The organism is Gordonia sp. CNJ-863 (genome assembly GCF_001942325.1).
In the GTDB taxonomy this organism is placed as follows: Bacteria; Actinomycetota; Actinomycetes; order Mycobacteriales; family Mycobacteriaceae; genus Gordonia; species Gordonia alkanivorans.
In genome coordinates this window covers 62190-84217 of sequence record NZ_MKKG01000015.1, presented here as the reverse complement: position 1 = coordinate 84217, position 22028 = coordinate 62190, and the positions used below count along the sequence as shown (strand labels likewise).

The 22028-nt window shown below is 63.8% G+C and carries 28 protein-coding genes and 2 pseudogenes; 14 read left to right on the top strand and 16 right to left on the bottom strand.

Going from position 1 to position 22028, the window contains the following annotated elements:
• The first annotated feature begins 156 nt into the window (after positions 1-156).
• Positions 157-1119, top strand: coding sequence for an IS3 family transposase (locus BJF87_RS10010; protein WP_158037485.1), 963 nt, complete (start codon positions 157-159; stop codon positions 1117-1119).
• A 786-nt stretch (positions 1120-1905) separates the two neighbouring features.
• Here BJF87_RS10010 and BJF87_RS10000 read toward each other — a convergent pair.
• The 7 genes and pseudogenes from BJF87_RS10000 to BJF87_RS09970 all read right to left on the bottom strand — a co-directional run bounded on the left by BJF87_RS10000 (position 1906) and on the right by BJF87_RS09970 (position 5151).
• A complete protein-coding gene (locus BJF87_RS10000) occupies positions 1906-2340 on the bottom strand; it encodes an ATP-binding protein (protein ID WP_075863061.1) in 435 nt (144 codons plus the stop codon).
• Between the two features lie 10 nt (positions 2341-2350).
• Positions 2351-2794, bottom strand: a complete 444-nt coding sequence (locus tag BJF87_RS09995) for an STAS domain-containing protein (protein WP_262338935.1) — start codon at positions 2792-2794, stop codon at positions 2351-2353.
• Positions 2795-3430: 636 nt separating this feature from the next.
• Positions 3431-3742, bottom strand: coding sequence for a hypothetical protein (locus tag BJF87_RS26395; RefSeq protein WP_084813173.1), 312 nt, complete (start codon positions 3740-3742; stop codon positions 3431-3433).
• A 183-nt stretch (positions 3743-3925) separates the two neighbouring features.
• Positions 3926-4207 (bottom strand): annotated as a pseudogene (locus BJF87_RS09985) (transposase); the annotation flags it as partial.
• Positions 4208-4267: 60 nt separating this feature from the next.
• The gene (locus BJF87_RS09980) at positions 4268-4546 is read right to left on the bottom strand and encodes a hypothetical protein (RefSeq protein ID WP_007240633.1); all 279 of its coding nucleotides are present in this window, start codon (positions 4544-4546) and stop codon (positions 4268-4270) included.
• Positions 4547-4588: 42 nt separating this feature from the next.
• Positions 4589-4879 carry a type II toxin-antitoxin system RelE/ParE family toxin gene (locus tag BJF87_RS09975; protein WP_005203789.1) on the bottom strand — a complete coding sequence of 97 codons (291 nt, stop codon included), beginning with the start codon at positions 4877-4879 and terminating at the stop codon, positions 4589-4591.
• Positions 4876-5151 (bottom strand): type II toxin-antitoxin system Phd/YefM family antitoxin, encoded by a 276-nt coding sequence (locus BJF87_RS09970; RefSeq protein WP_075863059.1) that lies wholly within the window; start codon positions 5149-5151, stop codon positions 4876-4878. The genes BJF87_RS09975 and BJF87_RS09970 overlap by 4 nt, the downstream gene beginning before the upstream one ends.
• 134 nt (positions 5152-5285) lie before the next feature.
• Between BJF87_RS09970 and BJF87_RS26260 the strand changes: the two genes are divergently transcribed.
• The gene (locus tag BJF87_RS26260; RefSeq protein WP_187346484.1) at positions 5286-5846 is read left to right on the top strand and encodes a hypothetical protein; all 561 of its coding nucleotides are present in this window, start codon (positions 5286-5288) and stop codon (positions 5844-5846) included.
• A gap of 180 nt (positions 5847-6026) precedes the next feature.
• On the opposite strand, the gene BJF87_RS09960 is transcribed toward BJF87_RS26260, so the two are convergent.
• The gene (locus BJF87_RS09960; RefSeq protein WP_254661162.1) at positions 6027-6560 is read right to left on the bottom strand and encodes a hypothetical protein; all 534 of its coding nucleotides are present in this window, start codon (positions 6558-6560) and stop codon (positions 6027-6029) included.
• 336 nt (positions 6561-6896) lie between these two features.
• On the opposite strand from BJF87_RS09960, the gene BJF87_RS09955 reads away from it, so the two are divergent.
• From BJF87_RS09955 to BJF87_RS09915, 10 genes and pseudogenes are all read left to right on the top strand, one after another.
• On the top strand, positions 6897-7946 hold the full coding sequence (locus BJF87_RS09955; RefSeq protein WP_065629399.1) for a hypothetical protein: 1050 nt from the start codon (positions 6897-6899) through the stop codon (positions 7944-7946).
• Between the two features lie 215 nt (positions 7947-8161).
• Positions 8162-8590, top strand: coding sequence for a hypothetical protein (locus BJF87_RS25725; protein WP_075863058.1), 429 nt, complete (start codon positions 8162-8164; stop codon positions 8588-8590).
• Positions 8587-9165: a hypothetical protein gene (locus tag BJF87_RS25720; protein WP_139104531.1), complete on the top strand. Its 579-nt coding sequence runs from the start codon at positions 8587-8589 to the stop codon at positions 9163-9165. The genes BJF87_RS25725 and BJF87_RS25720 overlap by 4 nt, the downstream gene beginning before the upstream one ends.
• Before the next feature lie 400 nt (positions 9166-9565).
• On the top strand, positions 9566-10000 hold the full coding sequence (locus BJF87_RS26660; protein WP_262338934.1) for a hypothetical protein: 435 nt from the start codon (positions 9566-9568) through the stop codon (positions 9998-10000).
• Positions 10001-10010: 10 nt separating this feature from the next.
• Positions 10011-10568, top strand: a complete 558-nt coding sequence (locus BJF87_RS09940) for a type 1 glutamine amidotransferase domain-containing protein (RefSeq protein ID WP_075863057.1) — start codon at positions 10011-10013, stop codon at positions 10566-10568.
• 8 nt (positions 10569-10576) lie between these two features.
• Entirely contained in the window at positions 10577-10879 is a 303-nt protein-coding gene (locus BJF87_RS09935; RefSeq protein ID WP_075863056.1) for a putative quinol monooxygenase, read from the top strand.
• Positions 10880-11020: 141 nt separating this feature from the next.
• Positions 11021-12151: an FAD-binding oxidoreductase gene (locus BJF87_RS09930; protein ID WP_173674802.1), complete on the top strand. Its 1131-nt coding sequence runs from the start codon at positions 11021-11023 to the stop codon at positions 12149-12151.
• Positions 12152-12328: 177 nt separating this feature from the next.
• Positions 12329-12400 (top strand): annotated as a pseudogene (locus BJF87_RS09925) (excalibur calcium-binding domain-containing protein); the annotation flags it as partial.
• A gap of 127 nt (positions 12401-12527) precedes the next feature.
• A complete protein-coding gene (locus BJF87_RS09920; RefSeq protein ID WP_044508856.1) occupies positions 12528-12734 on the top strand; it encodes a hypothetical protein in 207 nt (68 codons plus the stop codon).
• Between the two features lie 315 nt (positions 12735-13049).
• Positions 13050-13685: a hypothetical protein gene (locus BJF87_RS09915; protein WP_075863054.1), complete on the top strand. Its 636-nt coding sequence runs from the start codon at positions 13050-13052 to the stop codon at positions 13683-13685.
• Positions 13686-13933: 248 nt separating this feature from the next.
• On the opposite strand, the gene BJF87_RS26655 is transcribed toward BJF87_RS09915, so the two are convergent.
• The 6 genes from BJF87_RS26655 to BJF87_RS09885 form a co-directional block, all read right to left on the bottom strand.
• Entirely contained in the window at positions 13934-14122 is a 189-nt protein-coding gene (locus tag BJF87_RS26655) for a hypothetical protein (RefSeq protein WP_262338933.1), read from the bottom strand.
• Between the two features lie 197 nt (positions 14123-14319).
• Positions 14320-14907, bottom strand: coding sequence for a hypothetical protein (locus BJF87_RS25715; protein WP_139319445.1), 588 nt, complete (start codon positions 14905-14907; stop codon positions 14320-14322).
• Positions 14904-15617 (bottom strand): ParA family protein, encoded by a 714-nt coding sequence (locus BJF87_RS09900; protein WP_075863052.1) that lies wholly within the window; start codon positions 15615-15617, stop codon positions 14904-14906. The genes BJF87_RS25715 and BJF87_RS09900 overlap by 4 nt, the downstream gene beginning before the upstream one ends.
• A 439-nt stretch (positions 15618-16056) precedes the next feature.
• Positions 16057-16221 (bottom strand): hypothetical protein, encoded by a 165-nt coding sequence (locus BJF87_RS26065; protein WP_158037481.1) that lies wholly within the window; start codon positions 16219-16221, stop codon positions 16057-16059.
• A gap of 1206 nt (positions 16222-17427) precedes the next feature.
• Positions 17428-17655, bottom strand: coding sequence for a hypothetical protein (locus BJF87_RS09890; protein WP_139319444.1), 228 nt, complete (start codon positions 17653-17655; stop codon positions 17428-17430).
• Positions 17656-17830: 175 nt separating this feature from the next.
• The gene (locus BJF87_RS09885; protein ID WP_075863049.1) at positions 17831-18667 is read right to left on the bottom strand and encodes an alpha/beta fold hydrolase; all 837 of its coding nucleotides are present in this window, start codon (positions 18665-18667) and stop codon (positions 17831-17833) included.
• A gap of 86 nt (positions 18668-18753) precedes the next feature.
• Here BJF87_RS09885 and BJF87_RS09880 point away from each other — a divergent pair, with 86 nt between their 5' ends.
• Both BJF87_RS09880 and BJF87_RS09875 read left to right on the top strand, forming a co-directional pair.
• Positions 18754-19299 carry an ImmA/IrrE family metallo-endopeptidase gene (locus tag BJF87_RS09880; protein ID WP_158037479.1) on the top strand — a complete coding sequence of 182 codons (546 nt, stop codon included), beginning with the start codon at positions 18754-18756 and terminating at the stop codon, positions 19297-19299.
• Entirely contained in the window at positions 19296-20495 is a 1200-nt protein-coding gene (locus BJF87_RS09875) for a DUF6545 domain-containing protein (protein WP_075863047.1), read from the top strand. The genes BJF87_RS09880 and BJF87_RS09875 overlap by 4 nt, the downstream gene beginning before the upstream one ends.
• Here BJF87_RS09875 and BJF87_RS09870 read toward each other — a convergent pair.
• The gene (locus BJF87_RS09870; RefSeq protein ID WP_075863046.1) at positions 20470-20895 is read right to left on the bottom strand and encodes a hypothetical protein; all 426 of its coding nucleotides are present in this window, start codon (positions 20893-20895) and stop codon (positions 20470-20472) included. The two genes, BJF87_RS09875 and BJF87_RS09870, sit on opposite strands and share 26 nt — an antisense overlap.
• Positions 20892-21572, bottom strand: a complete 681-nt coding sequence (locus BJF87_RS09865; RefSeq protein WP_262338932.1) for a helix-turn-helix domain-containing protein — start codon at positions 21570-21572, stop codon at positions 20892-20894. Before BJF87_RS09865 ends, BJF87_RS09870 begins: the two co-directional genes overlap by 4 nt.
• Positions 21573-22028: the final 456 nt, after the last annotated feature.

The window sequence follows — 22028 nt, the reverse complement described above, 5'->3', positions numbered from 1 at the left end:
CGAGGCGCTACGACTGCTTCGTCGCCGCATCTCCGATCGCGTGTTCCAGGTCCTGCGTGCCGATGAATCCGAACTCGGGAATACCGCAAAAGGACCGTTCGCGGTGGCGGCTTGACATAGAAGCATCGCGGAGATCGACCGCCCACAGCGTTGATCGTGGAGTTCGTCGCCGCTTTCCGCGACGAACACGGAGTCGATCCGATCTGCGCGGCCCTGCGCGACACGGCCGCCCAGATCGCTCCGTCCACAGTCCGAGCCCATCTGAGCTCTCGACGAGTCGAGGCGCCACGGGTGGTCCGTGACCGCGAGATCCTCGGTGAGATCCGCACCGTGCATGCCGACAATCTCGGCGTCTACGGTGCCCGCAAAGTCCACGCCGAACTACGCAGGAAGGGTATCGGCGTGGCCCGGTGCACCGTCGAGCGATTGATGAAAGCTGATGGGCTACAGGGGATAACGAGGCTGAAGACACCCACGACCACGCACAGCGAGGGGGCCGAAACTCCGCAGCCGGCAGATCGTGTCGAACGGCAGTTCACCGCGGCGGCGCCGAATGCGCTGTGGGTGGCGGACCTGACCTACATCCGCACCCACTCGGGGTGGGTGTATGCCGCGTTCATCCTCGACGTCTTCTCAAGGATGGTCGTGGGCTGGCAGGTCTCGACCACCATGCACACCGACCTCGCCCTCGACGCCCTGGACATGGGGTTGTGGGCGCGGTCGCGTGCCGGCCAGGGCGTGGCCGGGCTGATTCACCACTCCGACCGCGGAGTGCAGTATCGAGCCATCCGCTACACCGAACGTCTCGCCGAAGCAGACGCAGTGACTTCTGTTGGCTCCAAGGGCGATTCGTACGACAATGCGATGGCCGAGGCGTTCAACTCGTTGTTCAAGGCCGAATGCATCCGCAACCCAATAATGCGCCCTCGCGGTGGCTGGGGCGGTGTCGGCGAGGTCGAGATCGCCGTCGCCGAGTACATCGACTGGTTCAACCACCGCCGCCTGCACGGCGAGATCGGACACGTCCCACCCGTCGAGTACGAGACCACCTACTGGTCGACCCACACAGTCACCAGCTACCGTGAAAACCCGGTCCCGGCAACCGCTGGAACCAACTAACCGAGCCTCCAACAAAGCCGGGGCGATTCAGATCGCCGGCCATATCGAGACCGTGGTGCCGGTGGGGACCACATCGTTCACTGTCTGCACGAAGGCCTCGACCCGTTGAGCAACTAGCCCCGGGGTCGGGTGCATAAGCGGGCTCTTCGGCCGCCCCCGCTTGCGTTTGAACTCTTCGATGACAGGAGGATTGACGTCTGGGCCGTACTTCACCCGGACCAGCGACCGGGAGCGATTGCGCGACATGCGGTCAGTCTTTACCAGAGGGCTCTGACGAATGCCCTCGTTTGTGCCTCCTTGCGCCCTAAGGCGCCGCCTGGGTGATCGGGGTACGCCAGCGGCTGCGAGCTGGGACAATCGAGATCATGGATGACGCCAGACCTGGCTCAGCGAGTCGAGATGCCCGGGCAAGGCTGGTGCGAGACTGGAGCAGTTGAAGCGACGGCGACAGCAGCTGGCCGCTGGCGAACCGGTCACGGCGGAAACCTCGGCCGCGGCTGCGGCACATGCCGAGGAGTCGATGACGCGCGACGGCGGTGCATGCCATGGCCGCCCAGCGTGCCTCCCCTGGACGGAGGCGTGCCCATCGCGAGGCCGCCGAACGACACCTCGCCGCCGCCCGGTGACGAGCACTCCGCATCCAACCGCGGCCGCGGTCGACAACCTGACCACCTAGACACAACAACGTCGCACACCTGACTCACGGCCACCGGGATCACCGACGCCGGGCGACAAAGTCCGAACCTCCCCTTGCCGCAACCTTTTTCGAATGCCGATAATATTGCGTTATGACGTCACGACAGGCATCGGTTGCCAGCACATGGTGACGGTGGTGCCGTCGGGTCCGGTGGTGAGTGCGTGGGTGTCGCTGAGCGCGGTGATGAGTGCTAGTCCGCGGCCGCGGAAGCGCTCTGAGGGGCTGGGGTCCCAGGTGCCGGTGTCGGTGACGGTGATTTCGAGGGCGCCGTTGGGTCGGTGTCGGCTGTGCACGGTGACCGTTGCGGGTTCGGCGGAGTTCTTGGAGGCGTGTTCGGTGGCGTTGGCGACTGCTTCGTAGACGGCCAGGATGATGTCGCCGCGGCGTTCGGTGTCGGCGTCGACAGTGGCAGTCACCCAGAGGGTGAACAGTTCGCGCAGTGTGTGGGCGGCTTCGGCGGTGGCCGCGACCGAGCGTTTGAAGTCACCGGTGGAGTCGCCATCGAGGTGCTGTGATGAGTCCACGCCGCCGTGTCTACCCAGTCGGGGTGCCGGTCATTCCGGTGGGGTCGGTCATGGCGGTGACGGCGTGGGCGAGGGAGGGGTAGAGGACGATCGTCTGGTCCAGGCCCATGAGTGTCAGGGGCCGGGACGTCGCGGGTGCGGCGGCGACGACTCCGAACAGTCCGGTCGGTGCGATGGCCTCGTGCGCGGCGACGAGTGCGGCCATGCCGGCCGAGGCCAGAAAGTCGGTGGTGGTCAGGTCGATGATCAGGCCGCGCGGTTGACCGGTCAACGCGTTCGTCACTGCTTCGGACAGTTGTGGTGCGGTGAGCACGTCGATGCTGCCTTGGACGGCCAGGATCACCAGTTCTTCGTGCTGGGCGGAGACGATGGTCAGCAACGCACGGCCGGCGTTGTCTCCGCTGTCGTCGACGACCACCGCGTCAGGGTTGACCACGGCGTCAGGGTTGACCACGGCGTCAGGGTTGTTTGGCTGCACTGGTGACTCTCGCTTCCATCGAAGGGGGCCACACAGTTGATGAGCGGCCACGGTCCCGACCCACGACATGACGACGGCTGCCTGCTGCACCGGCCTACCCATTTTGTCATGGTCGCCTGCCCGACATCGATGCGGTCGGGCGAGGACGTCAGGCGCCGCGGCCCTTCATCGGGTCTGTGCTGGAAGACCTCCCCTGACGGTCACACGACACCACGTTCGAGATTGCGCATTCGATTGCGCGATTCGCATTCGAGCTGGTGGATCGTCGATTCGTCAAATCAGATGTGGTTGGGGATGTCGGAAACTCTTGCACTGTGCTGTCCGGGGCATGCTCGGCTACTGGGTGGGCGAGGTCGGTCCGTCGTGGTGGCGGTGCGCTGGCGTGGTGACCTCGGGGGTGGCCGGTGGGCTGGGGGGGGTGGCCGGTGGGCTGGGGTGCGGTGAGGATGAGGTGATCGAAGTCTCGGCGCATGTCGTCGCCGGCGCGTAGTCGCGTGCTGGCGGCGACGAGCCCACGTCATCGTCGTGCCCCAACCAGGCCACCTGCGTGATCGGGGTACGCCAGCGGCAACGAGCTGGGAGAATCGATTCGTGGATGACGACAGACCTGACTCAGGGAGCCAAGATGCCCAGGGCAAGGCTGCTGCGAGACTGGAGCAGTTGAAACGACGTCGCCAGCGGCTGGCCGATGGCGAACCGGCCACGGCGGAAACCGCGGCAGCAGCTGCGGCACATGCCCGGGAGTCGATGACGCGCGCCGTCGCTGCACACGCGTCCGCAGCTCAACGACATGATGACGCTGTTCTGGCGCATGAACGCGCGGCGTCGATACATGCCATGGCCGCCGAACGCTCCGCCCCGGGGCGGGGCCTTGTCCACCGCGAGTCCGCCGAGCTCCACCTCAACGCCGCTGACGACGAGCACAACGCAGCGGTCGATGCCCGCGACCTAGCCGAGAATCCCGAACACTAGACATCCAACCGCGGCCGCGACTGACCCCGCATCCCGGGCGCGCACATTGAGGTGCGCACGTCTCGACAGCCAGCGTCTCAACTCAGTACCGGATCAGGTCTCGAGCGGCGAAGTCGAGCTCGTGGTCGCGCCATCCGCGGTGGCGGCGGGCTGGGCATACACGCTGTGCAGCATCGCTTTTACCGCCGGCCACATGGACTTGGGGCACACTGCCATGAGGTTGGCGGCGTAGTGGGTGCGGCAGCGCTGCCATACCGCGCCGGGCAGGTTCGCTGCGATCGCCTCGATGAGCCCGGCATGAGCATCGGAGGTCACCAAGCGCACCCCGCCCAGGCCGCGGGCCACCAGGTCGGCGAAGAAGGTGCTCCACGATGCCTTGGTCTCACTGGTGGCCACCTGCATGCCCAACACCTCGCGGTCGATGGCTTGCGGATGGAGGGCTTCGCACTAAATTGTGCCGGTGGCCTCTGACAGGTGTCAGTGGTCGATGTAGAGGCGTGCTGCATGCTGCTTGGCAGTGTCGCGGTGTCCTTCAGCGGCGCGGAGCGCATCGCGGAGAGATGCCAGTGCTTCGGTGATGCCGGCGATGGCTTCGGCGGGAGTGGTGGGCGCCCCAAGGGTGTCGGTGGCGAGGTCGTCGCGTTGGGCGAGGTCGCGGTAGCTGCGCTCGATGTCGAGGACCTGGCGTTGCAGGGCGTTGATGGGGTCGTAGAGCGCGTCGATGGCGTGGTCGAGTGTCCGGCCGGAGTCGTTCACGATGCTCCTCATGGTGTCAGGGACGTATTGTGGCGCTGTGGGTTAGGTGCGGTAGGCGTGGGCTCGGTGGTCGATCTTGACGATGACGATGGTGTGGTTGGGATCGTCGATGCGCAGCAGGATGCGGTAGTCGCCGCGGCGTGCGCTGTGAAGGCCTTCGAGGTCGTCGCGGAGCGGTTTGCTGAGGCGGTGCGGGTTGCCGGCGAGGGGCCCGGAGATGAACTCGATGACAGCGTGGACGATCCGGGATGGAAGGCGTTGCAGATCGCGGCGTGCGGGGGATGCGACCTCGACGCGGTACTCATCGGCCGAGTCCGTGGGATTGTCGCTCACTGGGGCGGCATGCCGTGTTCGGCGCGCAGGTCCTCGAGGGAAACGGTGTGGCCGGCGGCGTACTCGACGTCGGCAGCCGCGACAGCTTCGCGGATGCCGGCGCGTGAGAGCCAGTAGATCGTTTCGTGCAGCGATTCGAGGTCGTCAGCCGACATCAGCACCGCGGCAGGTTTGCCGTGCTTGGTGATCGTGATGATGTCGTGCGTGCTCTCGGCGCTGTCGATGAGCGCGGAGAGCTTGTCCTTGGCTTCACCGAGAGGCACTGTCGTCATGCATTCAGCCTAGCCGCTAGACTGGCCAGAAACTAGCCATATGTTTAGCCGATAATGTATCTTATGTCAGGTAAACCTGACGTTGAGAAAGCCGGCGTCTGGTTCTCCTGACATCACAGGGCTACCCTATCGGCATGGGTTGGATGCACGAGAGCGACACGCACTTGCACGAGGCGGCGTTGGTGCCGTTCTTCGAGAACGGGGCCGTGAGCCACGGGTCGACCATGATCGACGGCGTGGACTACGAGATCGTGGAGACCGGCCGGCACCCGTACGAGGATCGTCGGCGGCCGTCGGCCGAGATCGTCGGCTGGCTGTTGTCCTGCGATTGCGCCCGGCGAACCAGCTCTGATGTGTCGACCTGGACCGATTCCGTCCAGTGGATGCGGGTGCCCTCAGCGTCCCTCGAGGACCTGGCCCGCCGCCAGGTGTTCGCCCCCGACACCGACCTCGACGTCAACGTGCGGCCCGAGGTCGCGGAGGCCGCCCGAGCGGTGTGGCAGCGCGAACATCTCGACCCGATCGACGTTGATGGCGAGATCCGGGTAGCCGCGGCTGCCCGCAGGGACGCCGACGCACAACTCGACGCCGCGGTGGTTAAGGCTCGCCGGCTGGGTCGCTCGTGGGCCGATATCGGTGCGGCGGCCGGGATGACACGGCAGTCGGCCAACGAGCGCTGGAGGGACAGAGCGTGACAGGCCTGCATGGCAGGCGCTCCACGTGCACGGGCTTGGGTGGCGTGTAGCCACGTAGTGAGGCTACAATCGGAGCCGTAGCCAGCCCATTGCGGTGGGCTTGGAAGTGAGCCACAGGATTACTCGCCGGACGACGAGGCCTGTGGCTCGCGGTCTTTCAGGGGCCGATGGTGTGTATTTCTACACCAGACCCGAGTATGTCGAGGTAGTCCCCGCGGCCGCAGCGATGTTGCACCACGGCACCGCAGACGATGTCGGCGACCCAGAGCGCCGGTTCGTTGCGGCCGATAGCGTGGTCGATTCGCAGAGTTGGGCGACCGCATGTCGTGCGCGGAGCTTGTGCAGCATGTCCATATCGCTCGCGTCCTGTTGGCCTCGGGATTCCAGCGTGATCGTGACGCACGGCATGTCGGCCAGGTGCGGGAGTAAGAACTCCATGCATTTGCGTCGGTGCCGCCGATCCGAGGATTCCTTGTCGACGTGCACCACGACGAACCCTGTCAGGGGCAGTTCGGCGACCGCGGTGACGAGATCGGTTCGCCGTTGCTCGCTGCTGCCGTGCCAGTGCACCTTCGGCTCGGCCAGGCGCAGCACTTCCATGGCGTTGCGGAGGGTGTCGACGTCGTCTTCGTCGCAGAGTGCCGCGGACATCAGGTACGCGCCGGGATCCATATCCGGTCGCGACCCGCTTTCGTCTGCCCACGCCGTCGACATGATGAAACACCCTATTGGTGGGCTACGCCTCGACAGGGCTCAGGGGACACACGGGGGCGGCTTTCTGCGTTGCCCCACTCCGCTCGCGCCTCGACTTGCACGAATGTTATTCACAACCCGTTGTGGTGGACAGAAATGTCACCCACTAGGTGTAGGGTTCTGAATCAGAGGCAAGACATGACAAATCCCCAGAGCGGGGATCGTCACCCGGCCTGGGGATCGTCTGTTCGCATGGGGATGCAATTCAGACGCTACACCGGGCGTTGGTGCTGCGCCAACATCACAGGAGAAGCCTGGCAAAAGGGTGTCGACATCGTCTGCCGGAAACGGTGAGCTATGGCCGCCCCCGACCTGACCACGAGCCGACGCCTCGCTGACGTCCTCCGCGAAGCACGTCAGCGCATCCAGGTCAGCGACGACGAACTCGCTGAAGCCCGTCGCCGACGCGATCTTCTAGCCAGCACTTTGCGGAGGGAGTTCGGCCGAACCAGCCGTACCTACTTGAACGGGTCGGTAGCGCATGGTGACGCCCTCACCCCACTAACCGACATCGACCTCGGTGTCGTCGTGCCTGATCCGGAGAGCACGTATGGCCCGCACGGTCAGGGCCCGGAGGTCCTCCAGCTCCGAGCTGCCGATGCGATCCGCAGTGCTCACAAGACCGAATTTCCCAACCTTCGGGTCATAGTTGGCGGCCGTAAACGATCGGTGTACGTCTCATTTGGAAGCCCTGTCGATCCGAGTCAGGATGACTTCAGCGCGGACGTGATCGTCGCACTCGATTACCCGACGGGCGCCGGCCTATGGATCCCCAACTACGACTCGTGGGACCGGTCCGACCCCGAAACGCACACCACCTTGGTGCGGAGCGCGGCGAAATCCAGCGCCTACAACTACTCCCGGACCGTCCGGTTGCTCAAACACTGGGCTCGCACTCACTCGAAACCCTTGTGTAGCTGGAACATCAAGGCCCTAGCGCTGGCATGCTTGGCCGTCGAGCTCGACCAGCTCGATGGCATGGTTGCTTGGTTCGACCATGCCATCGACGACCTCAGTTGGCGTGACACACCAGATCCTGCCGGAGTCGCGGGAGCCATCGCCTTGCCAGGCGACCGCACAGAACTCGTAGCCAAGCTCCAGAAGGCCCGCGCGAAGCTCGCCGAGGCCATCCAATACGACGCTGAGGGCTACGATGTGCTAGCCATTGAGGCGCTTGCAATCTTCTTCAATGACGAACAGATGCTTTCACGTCCACCGGCCGCAGCCATAGCCGAGCAGCATCTCCAGCGGACTGCGCAGAACCGTCGCCAGCGATCTGTACCGACCGCTCCAGCACTTTCGCCGCAAGTACGTGATCGGACCCCAGTCAGGTCGTGGGCTCGGTGAGCTCACATCGCGCCCGCCGTGTTCCACGCAAGTCCTCGAAACGGCGACCAGTTCGTCCGGCGCCTACACACCGTGGCCCCTTCCCAGGTTCTCGCGCGCCCAATTCGGCCCCTCTCGACCATCTGCCGGCCCCATGGGCCACGTTCTTTCAAAACACTCCCAACCAGCAGTTTCCAGCCACTTGGTACGGATCGCTACCAGCGTGGCGAGTGGCAATGGAAGCTCACGCCCGCAGGCTTCATGGAGACAATCTGCGCATCATCGAAGGTCCGTATGCGCTGGGATACCAGGTTGACCTCGACGTGCGCGGCCCGAACGACCTCGTCTTGGTCACTGTTGTCTTCTACGCCCGACCGGCATACGACACGTACGGACTACACGCTGAGGACTATCCGCGCGTTTGGGCAGAGCTAGGAATGCCATCTAAGCACCGCATGTCTGAGGATGATGCCCTCTGCCTCTACTATCCGCTCGACCCACCATCACGTCGATGGACCGCGACGAAGGGCTTGAATGATCTGCTCGACGTCACCGTCGATCACCTGGGTTACGAAGCGTATTGGCGCGCCACCGGCGGTCATGCCGGTGGAGAATGGCTCGGCGATGAAGCCGAGCATGGATTCCCAACGGTAGACGCAGCGTGACCAGCGCAGGTCCTCAACCACCCGGTGGGCAAACTAGCTCGTCCAGCGGATTCTTCGAAGGTTTCGGATGGTCAGATGGTGCGCCGATAATTGCGGCGGCGGTCGCCGCGCTGATCGCCGCCGTCATAGCTGTGATCGGGTACAGCATTCAGCGTAAGATCACGCGTCGAAGTGAACGAGCCGACCTCTACGGCAACGCCATTGGCGCGGTTGAGGAGTACCTGGAGGGGCCGTACCGTATACGGCGAAAGATAGCGGACCCAGCTAACTGGTTTACAATTTCCAGTGCACTTTCAGACGCGAAAACGGCAATTTCACATCATCAAGCGTTGATCGAACTGCACGCGCCTCCGTCTGTAAGCCGTTCATATAGAGCCTTCGCTAACGCAGCTACCGCGGAGGTCGGCCCCGATATGACGAGCGCTTGGCAAGCACCGCCACTAAATCGACCAGAAGACGTACCGCTGGGTAGCGGCTACGCCCGGTCGAAATCAGATCTAGCACGTTCGGAGCTCATCGAAGTTATGGCTGATGATCTCGACGCCATCGGAAAATGGTGGCGGTTCACGAAGTGACTTTGGCCGTAGACCCGAGCTGCCTGCGACTGGGAGAACCTCATAGCTTATGTCAAAGGCAATCCAAACCTATTCTCCCTCAGCAATTTACGAGTGCCGATAACTTGTATTATGTCAGTGGAACCACTGCATACTGCATCAGATGCATCAACTCGCCACTCCTCCTGATCCTGACCGCGGTCACGAACACCATTGTTTCGCAGCGGCATTCGAGTAAGCGACACAACTTGACGCGAGGCCGAGCGCTTGAGGCCGGGCCGCGTTGCCACGGAATTCAGCCCGATGACCTGCGGAGTGGCGTCGATGATGCATTGGATGAATCAATGATGCATCAGATGAGACGCCCGGGCGTTCTGTAAATGGATGTCCGCGGCAACCCGGTCCGGCGCATAGTCGTGGCATGCTGCGTTTCTGTGCTGATGTCTCGCCCGCGGACTGGATCACGCGAAGTCGTGACGCGACCGACGACGTCGCGTCGGGCCAGGCATGGAAGGCACTAGCACTGTTCGGCCCTCCTGAGTTCGAGGCCTACGCGCGAGTCCGCTTCATACCGGATCCAGGTGCCGAGGACGACTTGGCCAAGCAGGGCAAGGCGGCCATCGACTTCGGCACCCACTGGTTCAAGGGGCAGACCATGGGCAACGGTCAAGCCCCGGTCAAGAAGTACAACCGCCGGCTCCGGGACCTGATCGCGGCTGACAAGGCGAAGCCGTCCTGGATCGTCTCCCACGAGATCTCGCTGGAAGAGGCCGCCGACGCCTACAGGAACTTCGACGCCAGGTCCGAGGGCTGGACCAAGGTCGTGATCAAGCCGGGTATGTCCAGCGGAAAGTAGGCGAACTGACATGGCAGCAGATCTGCAGGGCTGGAGAGTCGCGATCCTCGCCGCGGACGGGGTCGAACGCGTCGAGCTCGAGCAACCCCGCGAGGCACTGGACCGGGCCGGCGCCCGGACAGAGGTCCTGTCGATCCACGACGGCGAGATCAAGGCCCGTAAGAACGACCTGGATGAAGCGGGCACGTTCACCGTCGACGGGCTGGTCGCCGAGGCCTCGATGGGCGACTACGACGCCCTGCTGCTTCCCGGCGGCACGGTGAACCCCGACCAGCTCCGGGTCGACGAGGACGCTGTCGCGTTCGTCCGCGACTTCGTCGAGAGTGGCAAGCCCGTGGCGGCGATCTGTCACGGGCCTTGGACGTTGATCGAGGCCGGTGTGGTCACTGGTCGCACCCTGACGTCCTTCCCGAGCATCCGCACGGACCTGCGCAACGCCGGCGCGAACGTCGTCGACCAGGAGGTCGTGGTCGACAAGAATCTCATCACCAGCCGCTCGCCCGACGATCTGTCGGCGTTCTGCGACGCGCTCGTGTCCCAACTCGCCGGCACCACGACAAAGGAATAGGAGACATCATGAGTGTGACCAAGGGATTGCTGGTCAGGTTCGACGCGTTGCCCGGCAAGGAGGACGAGGTGAAGGACTTCCTCGACAGCGGCCGTGGGCTTGTCGAGGGAGAGCAGGCCACCACCGCGTGGTTCGCGATCCGCCTCGGGCCGACCTCGTTCGGTATCTTCGACGTCTTTCCGGACGACGCCGGACGTGATGCCCACCTGTCCGGACCCGTGGCGGTAGCGCTCGGCGAGAACGCCGGCACGTTGTTCTCCGAACCCACGATCGAGAAGCTCGACGTCCTGGCTTCCAAGCTCCCCGCCTGACACCACAGACCGGGAGTACTGACCGCGACATGAGGGGTCGCTGCGCGCGGTGACTTCGGGCTGACACAGCCCGTTGACGTCGTGGCAGCGGCCCCTTCTCTTGCGGCCTATCGCCCATCCCTAACGGATCGAGGAACCGCGATGACAGGAACTGACGACGACGTTGCCCCGACGCGTTCACCCGAGGTAGCAGTGATCGGGGGCGGGATCGTCGGTCTGTCGACGGCGTACGCGCTGCGGGAGCAGGGCGTGCCGGTGCGCTTGTACGAGGCCGGTCTGCCCGGAACGGGTCAGTCCGCGGGCGAGTCGCGGATCTTCCGGCATGCCCATGACGACCCGCGACTCGTCGCTTTCGCGCGCGAAAGCCGCGGCGTATGGGATGAGTGGGCCGAACACTTCGACGTCGAGCTGGTCTCATCAGACGGTGTCGTGGCGATCGGCGAGAGCGCCCTGGCGCGGCTGCGGGTGCTCGACCAGGTCGGCGGCGTGGAAGCGCACGAGATCGATGCAGCCGAGCTCGCCCAGCGAATGCCGCTGCTCGCTGGGTACTCGGGGCCAGCGGTGCTCGACGAGTCGGGCGGCGCGATCCGCACCCGCACCGCGATCACGGCACTCGCGGGTGCCCTCGCAGATGCCGTCACCACCGCAGAGGTCATCTCCATCGATCCCCGTGCCGATGGGACGGTCGAGGTGCGCAGCGTCACCGACCGGGCTGTCTACTCCAAGGTGGTCGTGTGCGCCGGCCGCGAAACCGCCCGCCTGGCCCGCAGCGTCGGCCTGTCGCTGCCGGTTCGCCTTGCCGCACACGTCCGGCTGACCTTCGACGTGAAAGCCGCCGCCCCGGCACGAGTCGCGTGCCTGCAGGACAGCAGCGGCGTCTTCGGCGAAGTCGGCGTGTACGCGACGCCGCTACCGGGCAACAGCAGTTATTCGGTCGGACTCAGCGAAACCGTCGGCGTCCGCGACGACGGAACGTTCATCGACCCTGCGGCGATTCGATCGCTGGACGAACGCGCGCGCGAATACGTGACACGGGCGCTGCCCGGTCTCCACCCAGAGCCGCGCGACTTTCTTCACTGCTGGGTGACCGACCTCCCATGGAGCGAGGACGGGGTGGCCGTGTGGGAGGCAGGCTCTGTCATTTTTGTGGCCGGTCACAATCTGTTCAAGCAGGCACCTGCGCTGGGTCGCGCTCTTGCCCGGGCTGCGACCGGCGGCGGTCTCGCCGCTGACCTCACGCCCGCCGCTCGCCTCGGCGAAGCCCTGCGATAGTTCGCCTGACCCCAGTACGGACGCACTCAATGGGTAAACGTCTCCTCGTCGAGGACAACGGCAGCCCGCCCTGGGTCAACCCAAGAGTCGCGGCTGGACAGCAGTCACAGTCTCATCCACCTTGTCATGGGGTGTCTTCATCGTGAGGATTGGTACGCGGAAGTGCCGCAGCGGGATCCGATCTACGCCGGCCAACCCGGATACAGCCGCAAGCTCGACCGCGACGGCGACGGCGTCGCCTGCGAATAGACACCCCGCCATCCCACACGCCGTCACGACGGTCCTTTCGGAACGTCGTGACGGCGGTCTAGGCTGCGGTCGCGGCACCCTCCCGGGTGTTGCGAACCCTGTCGTCGAGAACTCTCAAGGAGTGGTCATGGCTGGAATCGCAGACAAGTTCGACAAGGCATACGAAGACAAGTCGTTGGCCGAACTGGCCGATGCGCCGGTCGCAGCGCTGCAAGGCGTCAGCGACGGCGACGCCGAAAAGCTCCAGGCGGCGTTCAACATCAAGACCGTGCGCGACCTGGGCACCAACAAGTTCTTCCTCTGGGCCCAGGCGGTCGCCAAACTCGCCGAATAGGGCGGTCAGCCCGCGCGGAATACCGCGGGCGGGGCCGCCGTTGAGGGGTGTGACGGTGGCGGGCTCATTGCCCCGGGCCTCACCCCTTTCCGCCGCTGCGTGCGGCCACTCGCCGAGAGGCGCACTGACCGGCACCGTCCCTCAACAGGCTGAAGCCGTCGACCCCGATGCGGGTCGGCGGCTTCAGTCGTCACACGGGGAACAAACGACCAGAAGGAGCAGACGGCCGCAATGGCGCCGCTGCTCGTGAAGTCGGACAGTCGGATGGGCGAGTATGAAGACGTATCTACCGTCGACAAGGACTGACCGGACATCGTGACTGCGCACCTCCCCCGACTCAACCCTCAGTTGACGTTGCGGTGGATCGACACCGCAGACGTTCGCGCCCAGCAGTGGGGCTTCCTCACCATTGGCCAGTGCGCTCGATTCGAGATGACGGCGACTGACCTGAAAAGGTTGCGGCAGAACAAGTATCTGGTGCCAGTCGCGCATCGAGTCATGCGCGAACCCCGCCGTGTCGGCGAGGGTGTCCTCGAGTCAGCTCGGCTGGCGTGGGTCGCGGCAGGCACGTTCCTGTTTGCCGGCGAACGGCTGGCGGCCACCTGGCCTGACCACGTCGTCACCGGAACGACCGCGTTGGCCATCCACGGGCTCGCCGATGCCATCGGCCGGCTCCCCCAGCTCGCGGTGATCAGGACCAATTCCATCCGTCGCTACAGCGTGAGCACCGCAGAACTGCTGGCGGTCGACGGCCCACTTTCGTGGGACGAGGTGACCCTGATCGACGGGCTTCCCGTTGCGACTCCCGCGGCCGCGATCGGGGCGCTCGCCACCACCGATCCGGCTCGGGTCGCCGACCTCGCCGCATACCTCAGCGGCGTCGCACATGCTTCCGCAGACCGACCTGATCACGACCTGATTGTTCAAGCGGTCGCGCAGGCGACGAGCTGAACGAAAGGTCAAGCCGCAACTGCGGTGCATGCCACGACGAGACCCGCGGCCACGCGTAGGCGCGACGCGATTGGTGGGGCCTGCCCCGGGCGTCGTTGTTCTCGGTCATTGCGGTGCGGGGTCCTCTCGCGGTTGTAGTGCCTCGGGCGGCACCCACATGGTGATCGTGACTGAGGAAACGTGATTGGTGCTCTCGACCGGCATCTGACATATCCCGCGCCAGAGGCCGTTTGAGAGTTGGAGCCACGCTAAAAGAAGAGCAGGGCGGGCATGGCCGGCTCGATCCGGGCGCCGGAGGCACGGACTCGCAGTGACACTCCCCTGCCGGCCGCATAAGACCGCCCGCAGGAGGGGTCCGCGATCGCCATGTCGACCACAACGGGCTTCGGCGGGTCGAACACGCGCAGCGCTCGGGTGTCGGGCCAGTGGTCAAACATGCACAGAGTCTAACCCCGGTGCTCGAATGGGTGTTCGATGCGCATGTAGTCTGTTCGAGTGGCGGGGGTGTGCCTGGCGCCGCAATCGCCACCAGGACCGCCACCTTGCTTCTCCTATTCGTGCTGCCGCACTGCACTCGCACGGATTCGACGGCGCGCAAGCAGTTGTAACGTTGTACCGTTACAACTGTCTAACTTCAGTAGCGTCGCGGGCGGCCTGGCTTGTTCTGGCTCGGTCCGGCGGCTTCTATCTCCGCCCGAATGGCGGCGATTACTTCCTCAGGTGACATCTCGTTCATCAGTCTGCGCATCGCGAACCTCGCGATCGCGCTTCGCGAGTCGATCCTGGGCTTGGTTCGGCGGCCAGCGATGCTCACTTCCTCAAGGAAGTCGTCAGTCTCTTCATCGAAGTAGATCGTGCTCGGGCCCACGGTGCGACCAGTCGAACCGCCAGCGGCGTCAGTGGATGGCGCTGGCGCGGGGTTCTTCTTCGGCTTCGGTGTTGTGGGGCGAGGTTTCGCGGCCACCGTGACCGAGGGCTTAGTTGATTCTGGTGGAGTGGGCGCGGCCTGCACCGCTTCGGGCGTTGCCGTGGTTCTGGCTGGCTCGGTGTTGGTCGTTGCAGACGGTGACTCGTTGGACTCCCCCGACACTTCGCCAGGTCCGCTAGCGGTTTCGGTCGCGGATACCGGCGGCGCCGTGTGGCGCGGCGGTGGCATAGGCCGGGATTTGGCCCGCTTCTCACGTTGTTTGGCCATTGCGTCAAGGCCGCTCATTGCACTCATCGGACATACTCCTGGACGAACTTCGCGGTTTCTTCGTATGCCTCGGCGACAGGTTGCAGTGCCTTCGCCGGCGGGTTCTCGGATGTAATCGCGATGCGTTTGGTGCGGCGCTCGACGGCAACCGCTCTTGGGACGGGCGGACCCACCTGAACGGGGGTGCCCTCAACCGCCTTAGCTAGCCTTCTGAGCTCTGCCTCCGGTGGAACAGGCGGGATCATCGTCGGCGAGATGATGAGTGGGTAGTCCGGCATGTCATTGATGAGCTCTTCGGTGGCGGTCAGATCGAGGTTGCGCAGTGGCGTCGGCACGATCACCGCGTGAGCAACACTGAGTGCACCGAACGCGGCGGGAGAGATCCCGGGGTGTGTGTCGACAACAACCCATTCGGTGTCCCAATCCTTCGCCCATCGCTCGAGCGCATCGGCTACGACCTCATGTTGGGGCATCTGGTCGTAAAGGTCAGGATGTCCGGGCACCAGCCGAGGCTTGCCGTGCCCCTTCAACGGGCGAGGTGTTCTACCGCTCTCAAATGCATCCAGGATCGGAATCCGCAGCCGTTCCAGCGGCCGATACCCCCACTTTCCAGTCACTCCCCCACCGTCGTGCTCGAAGTCGACCAGGACAGCGTCCAGCAGGTAGGCCAGCTCGTACGCACCCGTACTCTTGCCCACCCCTCCCTTTCGAGAGTGATGCACGACGATCTTCGCCATTGTGACCTTCCACTATTGAAACGTTGTAGCGGCATAACGCTGGCGCGATCTGCCATCAGTCGTTCGGTTGCAACGTTGCACCTTTGTAGCGTTCAAACCTTGTAATACCCTGCGGTTGAGCCGTTATGGGCACTAAAGCCTGTAACCGTGTAACCCCGAAACCGTATAACGGTGGAACCCTCAAACGTTGGAACGACACAACGTTGAAAGTGCAGAACCTTTCAACGTTGTAGTGTTGCCTATCTGAAACTTTTGAACGTTGGCTAGTTACAACGTTGCAATGGTCGAACACTGCAACGTTTGAGTGTTGTAGCTATCTAAGCCTACAACGATGTAATTTACCAACCCTACAACGTTGTCCGCGCATAACACCTAACCGCACACCGTTATAACTGGCCAACGTTGTAGCGTTACAACACTGCCCAATGACTGGTGGCGGTCATCCGGCGATGTGGTGGTCACATCGCGCCACGACATCGCCCAGGTCTCGGTAGCCGTCCTCGCCGCATAGGGAGCAGTTGGCGATTGCTCGTCGGCGAGCGGCGGCTGCTCGGCGGAACTCGGCCTCGCGCGCTTCTTCGGCGGCCGCGGGACGGTCTTCCATGTCGCCGTGCTTCTTGAGCAGCCCTCCGAGGAGTCGTACCGGGTCGCTGGGGTCGGTGGCGATCCAACCTCCGAGGCTGACGTGGTCACGTAAGAGCTGGTCGAGGTCCGCCGGAGTCCACCCGAATGCAGCAGGTTTCGCGAGAACTGCGGCGAGCCGACCAGGGGAACATTTTGCTGCCCACAGCGGTGCTGTAGCGCTGTGGCGCCATTTGTGGCCCAGCAGTAGGCCCTTCTGATTATGCCGTGGGCGAGCTTTGAGCGCTGGCCGGCCACTTCCTGCGGTCCTGGAGTCGCGCGAAGCGCGGCTTTGGTTCTCTCCGGCTTTGCCGGTTGCTGATAGTGAGTTTTGACCAAGGTGAGAAGGGGTCCTAAAGGACCCCTGTCGGGGGTGGGGTGTCGCGAGAGGGTCAGTAGCGAGTTTGATGCGCCTGACCTGTGCATTGTTCGGCGGATGCAGGGCATAGACACTCGCCCAGCCGCGCCCCTTATCTCCCTTGCGCCAGGACGCCATTCGTTCGCGGAGCGTGCGTTGCCGGCCACGAAGAACTTCAGTGGCCGCTCCAATGAGGCGGAGGAACGCAGAGGCTCGCTGGACGGTGCGTTCTCCAAGTCCAGTGCGGGCCATGATGGTTGCGACCGACAGTCGAGAGTTGCGGCCGGTTTCCCAATCGGCGGCAGCTGCGCGCGCTGCGGCGACTTTGACCACGGCCTGTTTGCTGACTCCACCCCGTCCCTGCTTGTCCGCCAAGGCGGGTCGCAGGGCCGGGTAGTGGAGGTCGTAGGCGATCTGGATCTGCATGAGGTAGTCGATGTCGCTGTACCAAGCGGCGACGCCGGCGTGGGCCAGACGTGGGAGATCGAGCCGGACACGAGCGGGTGGCTCGATGTGAACGACACCATTCACGCCCTGGCCGATACGGATGCGCACAGGTGCTGTGGTGCGGATGACGCCTCGCCGGCGTCGAGCACGGGAGGAGCCGGGATAGAGCCGCGTTCCGCAGGCGCGAGCGAGCGCCTGTGCAGATCGAAGATCACGATTCGACACGCTGGATATAGCAGGGATTGCGGACACCAAAGGGTGCGCGCTACCCTGAGACCTGTCACGCAAGACAGTCCCTTCGGGGAATCAAGGAACGAGATTGCCGCCTCGTCCCTCAAACTTCACGAACGCCCTCGGTTGCCGCCGGGGGCGTTCGTCATTTAGTTAGGCGCCAAGCTGGAGCTGGATCACCTCCTGGCGAAGCTTTGCGGGAACCAAGTCTGGTCGTCCTGCCTTCTCCGCGATTGCGGCAGCAACCCACTCGGACATGGAAATAGCCACGCCGTACTTCTCCTTGAGCTTCTCGGCCTCGCTCTTGGCGAGCGCCTTGATCTCAGCGGTCTGACGCATGTTCATGTGCTCGGTGTGGGTTTTGAATCGGGGGTCAGGCATCGCGGCCTCCTTCATTCGGACGGTTCCCCGTCGCCGTCCACTTTGCGTCACAAGTGCGGACAATCTTGGGAGCGACACGCCGAATCCGCAGACTTACCGAATCTAACATGACGGAGATCGGCACACGTTCGGTAATGTGCGCCGATCCCTGTCGGTCAGATGCGGTTTGTGCTGGTTAGGAGCGTTTCATGTGTTGCGTGATGCTGTCTGCAAGTTCCTGGGGGTGCGTTTCGGGTAGCCAGTGGCTTCCACCCTTGATCTCTTGGAACTCCAGATCGCGCACAACTTCGGGGGTCTTTCGTGCGACGGCCCGATTGAAGAAGGCGTCGTTGGTACCCCACAGATACAGAGTGGGCGGGGGAGGGGAGGGGTTGGCAACCTTGGCTGCGGCGGTCGGCTTGACGAGGTCGCGCAGCATCTGTCGGTACCAGTTGAGGGCTCCGGTGGCTACGCCCGGCCGGTTCATCAGGTCTTGGTAGTACGAGGCTCGGTCTGCTGGTAGGTCTGAGGCTTTAAGCAGGGGAGCGAGCCGTCTTTTGATGACGACCTCGGGCAGGACGGGCAGGGCGACTGCGCCCATGTACCAGCTGCGCACGAGCTGGCCCGTGTGCGTCCAGGCCCAGGACAGCGCAGCCGGATGCGGTGTGGACACCACGGTGGCGGTCTTCATCCGGTGGGCGTGGGTCTTTCGCATGGTCCAGACCAGCGATCCGCCCCAGTCATGTCCGATCACGTGCGCAGACTCCACGCCGCGCGCATCGAGCAGAGCGACAACGTCACCAACAAGAGCCGCCACGGTGTACTCGGCCAGTCTTGCGGGTTGGGCCTGTGGTGAGTAGCCCCGCAGATCGGGAATCAGAACGTGATAGCCGGCCTCGGCGAGGATCGATCCGACCTGAGCCCAGGAGGTGGAGTCCTGCGGGAATCCATGCAGGAGAACCGCAGTCTCGCCATCAGTCGGCCCCAGCTCGGTGTATTGCAGCGTCAGTGTGCCCGAACTGAATGTTTGCACGGTGGGGATTCCTCTCCTGGCATTCTTCGGCTGGGCGGGTATGTTGCACCCCAGGTTGTCAGACCGCAGTCGGGAGGTCGATACGGGTGGTGAAATTCGCAATGCCGGGGCTTGGCTCCTGGAAGTGGCGACGCGAGTCCAGGCCGGGACTCGTAGAGCAGGTCCTGTCGGAGATTCCGGTCGTTCCGCCGTGGACCGTAGATGAGTTCTGCAGCTGGATCGAGAACCGCTACGACCGCAAGGTGGTTCTCTCTCCCTGGCAGACCGAGGCACCTAACGCCGGAGAGCCGGGATCGTGCGGCCTGCTGTGGGTGACCCAAGATGCGTTCATCATCAACTACGACGACACCAGAAGTGAACGCCACCAGAGGCAACAGATCTTTCACGAGATCGGACATATTCTCTGCGATCACCAGGGCGGGCAATGGAATCCGACCGCGATGGCGGCTGTGGCCGATGGCCTTGACCTGAATATGGTTGAGCGTGTGTTGCATCGCAGCGTGTTCGACAGCGAAGAGGAGAACGCTGCGGAGCTCGTCGGTACTCGGTTGGCGGTTCTAAGCCGGGGACAGCGCGGCGACGGTCGGTTTGATCGGATCGCGAGCGCGTTTTTCGAACCGCTGAAGCAGTGACACCGAGCGACGTTCTCGTTCAGCAGACCACAACCGCTGTCCCGACCTGGATTTGCGGTCCGGTAATTGCGATTGCGTTGGCGCTGATCGGTTATCGGATGCTGATCCTTCGGGATCGTCGACCTACCACGACCGCAGCGCACTGGTACGCCTTGTTCATCGTGGTCTATGCCGGGTTACGGGTGCCCGTCGTCCAGGACTGGCTGAGGGGACACACGCCTCTCACCTTGGCAGATCTACGGGTGGCAGGAGCGATCCTGCAGGTGGCTGCGGCCGCAGCATTGCTCCTGCTTGGGCTACGGTGGCGATCTCGTAGTGGCACAACGTCATCCGCGATGTGGTGGGCGTTGACTACAGGTGTGCTTGCGGCTGGCGTCTTGCTGGTGTGGGTCCACGCACCGTTGCGGGCCAACCAGATGGCGATCGAGGAGCTCGACGGTTCGTGGCGCACGGGACTGTATCTGACGTTGCACAGCATTTTGTTCATCCCTGCCGAGCTGATTGTTGTGGCCACGCTGTGGCAGATGGCAAAGACCGGTACGCTCAGCCGTCGCGTTCTGGTCCTGGCGCTATCCGCTGCCATCGCTTTCAGCGTCATCAACCTAGCGTGGGTGATGGGTGCGGGGTGGCTCATGACCGCTGGTGTCGACGGGGCGTGGACCCAGCCTCGCTCATCAGCTCGAAACGACTTCGCCCTCTACCCGACGTTGCTGCCTTGGCTCCCCGTTGGTATCCCGGCCGTCGTTGTAGATGTTCGCCGTCGTCTCGGTCTCGATCGCGTCCGCGAGCAGCGAATGGCCGAGCTACGCCCGATGTGGGAATCCCTGACGGCAGTTCTGCCTGCCTACCGACTCGCGGAACTGGGTCCGGCCGACGGGTTTCCGAGTGAGGCTGAGCGGGAGCATCGGATGCGTATCGAACTCGAGGACACTATCTATGCCCTGTCGCGGAACCTGCCCGAAGGTACGGCGTGGCCAGAGTCAGCAGCCGGCCGCGCACAGTTACTGCGGGAGGCATTGCACGCATGGGAGTCGGGCGGGCGAACGGCGGTGTCGTCGGCCGCGGGCATCGAGACGCGGCCGCTATGGGCTAGTTCCGAGGCCGATCTCGATGCGGTGGCACGTGAATGGGAAACCGCCTCGGCACGCCAGCAGACGTCGGCAGGGCTGACTACTGCGTCTGTGAGGGGGCTTTGATCATCGCGCCGAGTGCGGCGCGCAGTTTGCGAACGAGATTCGGGTCCTGGTCCACGTCGCGGGTCGCGATGTGTTGAACTCCGAGGTCCCGGGCTTCAGCGATGAGAGCCAACCGGTCGTGCATGAGCAGGATCTGATTGTTTTCTGCCACGGACCGCGGGGCTGTCAGATAGCCGAGGTCTTGGAGGCCGAATACCTGTCCCAGCGCCTGCCGCAGGTCGTCAGTCAGCACGGTGACCGAACCATTCCGTAATGCGGCGATCAGGGCTTCGTCAACTGGTGCATCGAGGATGGTTGAGGCTCTGTCAGCGATCTCCCGGTTGGTCAGTGGCGGCTGGTTCCTGGGGTGGGCGAAGGAAACCAGTCGGTTCAGCCGCTCGTGCAACGGTGGAGTGGTCATGAATCTCCTGACTCGACGGCATTGGAGAAGCGGGTCTCGTAGCGGTGCGCGTCGCCGGGGTTCGGTGTCTCGTAGCCTGCTAGCCACCGAAGATACCGAAGGTCATCCTGATCCTGCTCGGTACCGGCTTTTGATGGCGGTGCTCGCAGATGATCGTCGAGTACGAGGATGAGGTCGTTCAGCGAGTCCGTATGTCGGGCGATTTCGGCCTGACGCACGATCCACGCGCGGGTGAGCCGATCGATGGCATGACGCAGTTCTGTCACCCCCACAGCCTGTTCCTCGGACAGATCTGGTAGGTCGTCGAGCGCGCGCCCTTTCTTTGTCAGATCGGCGAGCGCGTCTGTGCGGAGGAAGACACCGTGCTCCGTAGCAGTGATGGGTGTGGGCGGTCGTGCGGTCCCTATTGTGGCGGCACTGTCATTGCCTTGGTGTGGGTCAGGAAGGGGTGTGGGGTCGCCGCCTTCGAACGCACGTCCTGCGCTGCCGGGCGTCCACCGCAGCGCATCATCGAGCTTGGCCAGTGTGACGTAATCGGGCCGCGTAGTCGTACCGCGTTCGATCTTGCGCAGGGTGAGATCGCTGGGACCGCCGGCGAGGCGAACGTCAGATTGTGACATCCCGAGCTCCTGGCGGCGCCTTTGAACTAAGCGCCCAAAGCGCGATGTATCGGCCACCCGTCGCACTTTAGGTGCTTGCGGTCGCCGAGTGCGTGATCGCCCGGCACGTACGCCTTCCCTTCGCCTTACTTTCGGTGTACCTTGTGTTTTGAGAGCATGCACAACCGCGCAAAACACGCGTTATAGCGATAGTCTTCCGATAGTACGGCGAAGGTTTCGATTCGGTTACGTCACGTATGCCTCGTCTACGTCTCAACCCGGCCTCATGACCAAGGAGAGCTGCGAGCACTAACCGAACCCATTCAGCATCTCGAGGACCGAGCTGAAGGACCAGATTGCCGTCTTCCCCTCGGGCTCGGTCCACGAGTGCATGTGAACAGCCCGACCCCGATGCGGCAGCCAGGCACTTCGCAGTTTACGCGTGGCGCGATGGCGTGCTGTTTCGAATTGATCGACTCGAAGCGAGGACTCGTGAACGGCGTAAACACCGATCAGCGGCAGACTTTGATGGTC

Bases quoted from the DNA above. Each gene is read 5' to 3' on its own strand.
- BJF87_RS09920 (WP_044508856.1), top strand. From the start codon at position 12,528: ATGGCTGGAATCGCAGACAAGTTCGACAAGGCATACGAAGACAAGTCG.
- BJF87_RS25725 (WP_075863058.1), top strand. From the start codon at position 8,162: ATGGAAGCTCACGCCCGCAGGCTTCATGGAGACAATCTGCGCATCATC.
- BJF87_RS09960 (WP_254661162.1), bottom strand. From the start codon at position 6,560: ATGTCGACGGCGTGGGCAGACGAAAGCGGGTCGCGACCGGATATGGAT.
- BJF87_RS09890 (WP_139319444.1), bottom strand. From the start codon at position 17,655: ATGCCTGACCCCCGATTCAAAACCCACACCGAGCACATGAACATGCGT.
- BJF87_RS09930 (WP_173674802.1), top strand. From the start codon at position 11,021: ATGACAGGAACTGACGACGACGTTGCCCCGACGCGTTCACCCGAGGTA.
- BJF87_RS09940 (WP_075863057.1), top strand. From the start codon at position 10,011: ATGGCAGCAGATCTGCAGGGCTGGAGAGTCGCGATCCTCGCCGCGGAC.
- BJF87_RS26660 (WP_262338934.1), top strand. From the start codon at position 9,566: ATGCTGCGTTTCTGTGCTGATGTCTCGCCCGCGGACTGGATCACGCGA.
- BJF87_RS09900 (WP_075863052.1), bottom strand. From the start codon at position 15,617: ATGGCGAAGATCGTCGTGCATCACTCTCGAAAGGGAGGGGTGGGCAAG.
- BJF87_RS26260 (WP_187346484.1), top strand. From the start codon at position 5,286: ATGGGTTGGATGCACGAGAGCGACACGCACTTGCACGAGGCGGCGTTG.
- BJF87_RS09970 (WP_075863059.1), bottom strand. From the start codon at position 5,151: ATGACGACAGTGCCTCTCGGTGAAGCCAAGGACAAGCTCTCCGCGCTC.
- BJF87_RS26065 (WP_158037481.1), bottom strand. From the start codon at position 16,221: ATGGAAGACCGTCCCGCGGCCGCCGAAGAAGCGCGCGAGGCCGAGTTC.
- BJF87_RS25715 (WP_139319445.1), bottom strand. From the start codon at position 14,907: ATGAGTGCAATGAGCGGCCTTGACGCAATGGCCAAACAACGTGAGAAG.
- BJF87_RS26655 (WP_262338933.1), bottom strand. From the start codon at position 14,122: ATGTTTGACCACTGGCCCGACACCCGAGCGCTGCGCGTGTTCGACCCG.
- BJF87_RS09955 (WP_065629399.1), top strand. From the start codon at position 6,897: ATGGCCGCCCCCGACCTGACCACGAGCCGACGCCTCGCTGACGTCCTC.
- BJF87_RS09935 (WP_075863056.1), top strand. From the start codon at position 10,577: ATGAGTGTGACCAAGGGATTGCTGGTCAGGTTCGACGCGTTGCCCGGC.
- BJF87_RS09870 (WP_075863046.1), bottom strand. From the start codon at position 20,895: ATGACCACTCCACCGTTGCACGAGCGGCTGAACCGACTGGTTTCCTTC.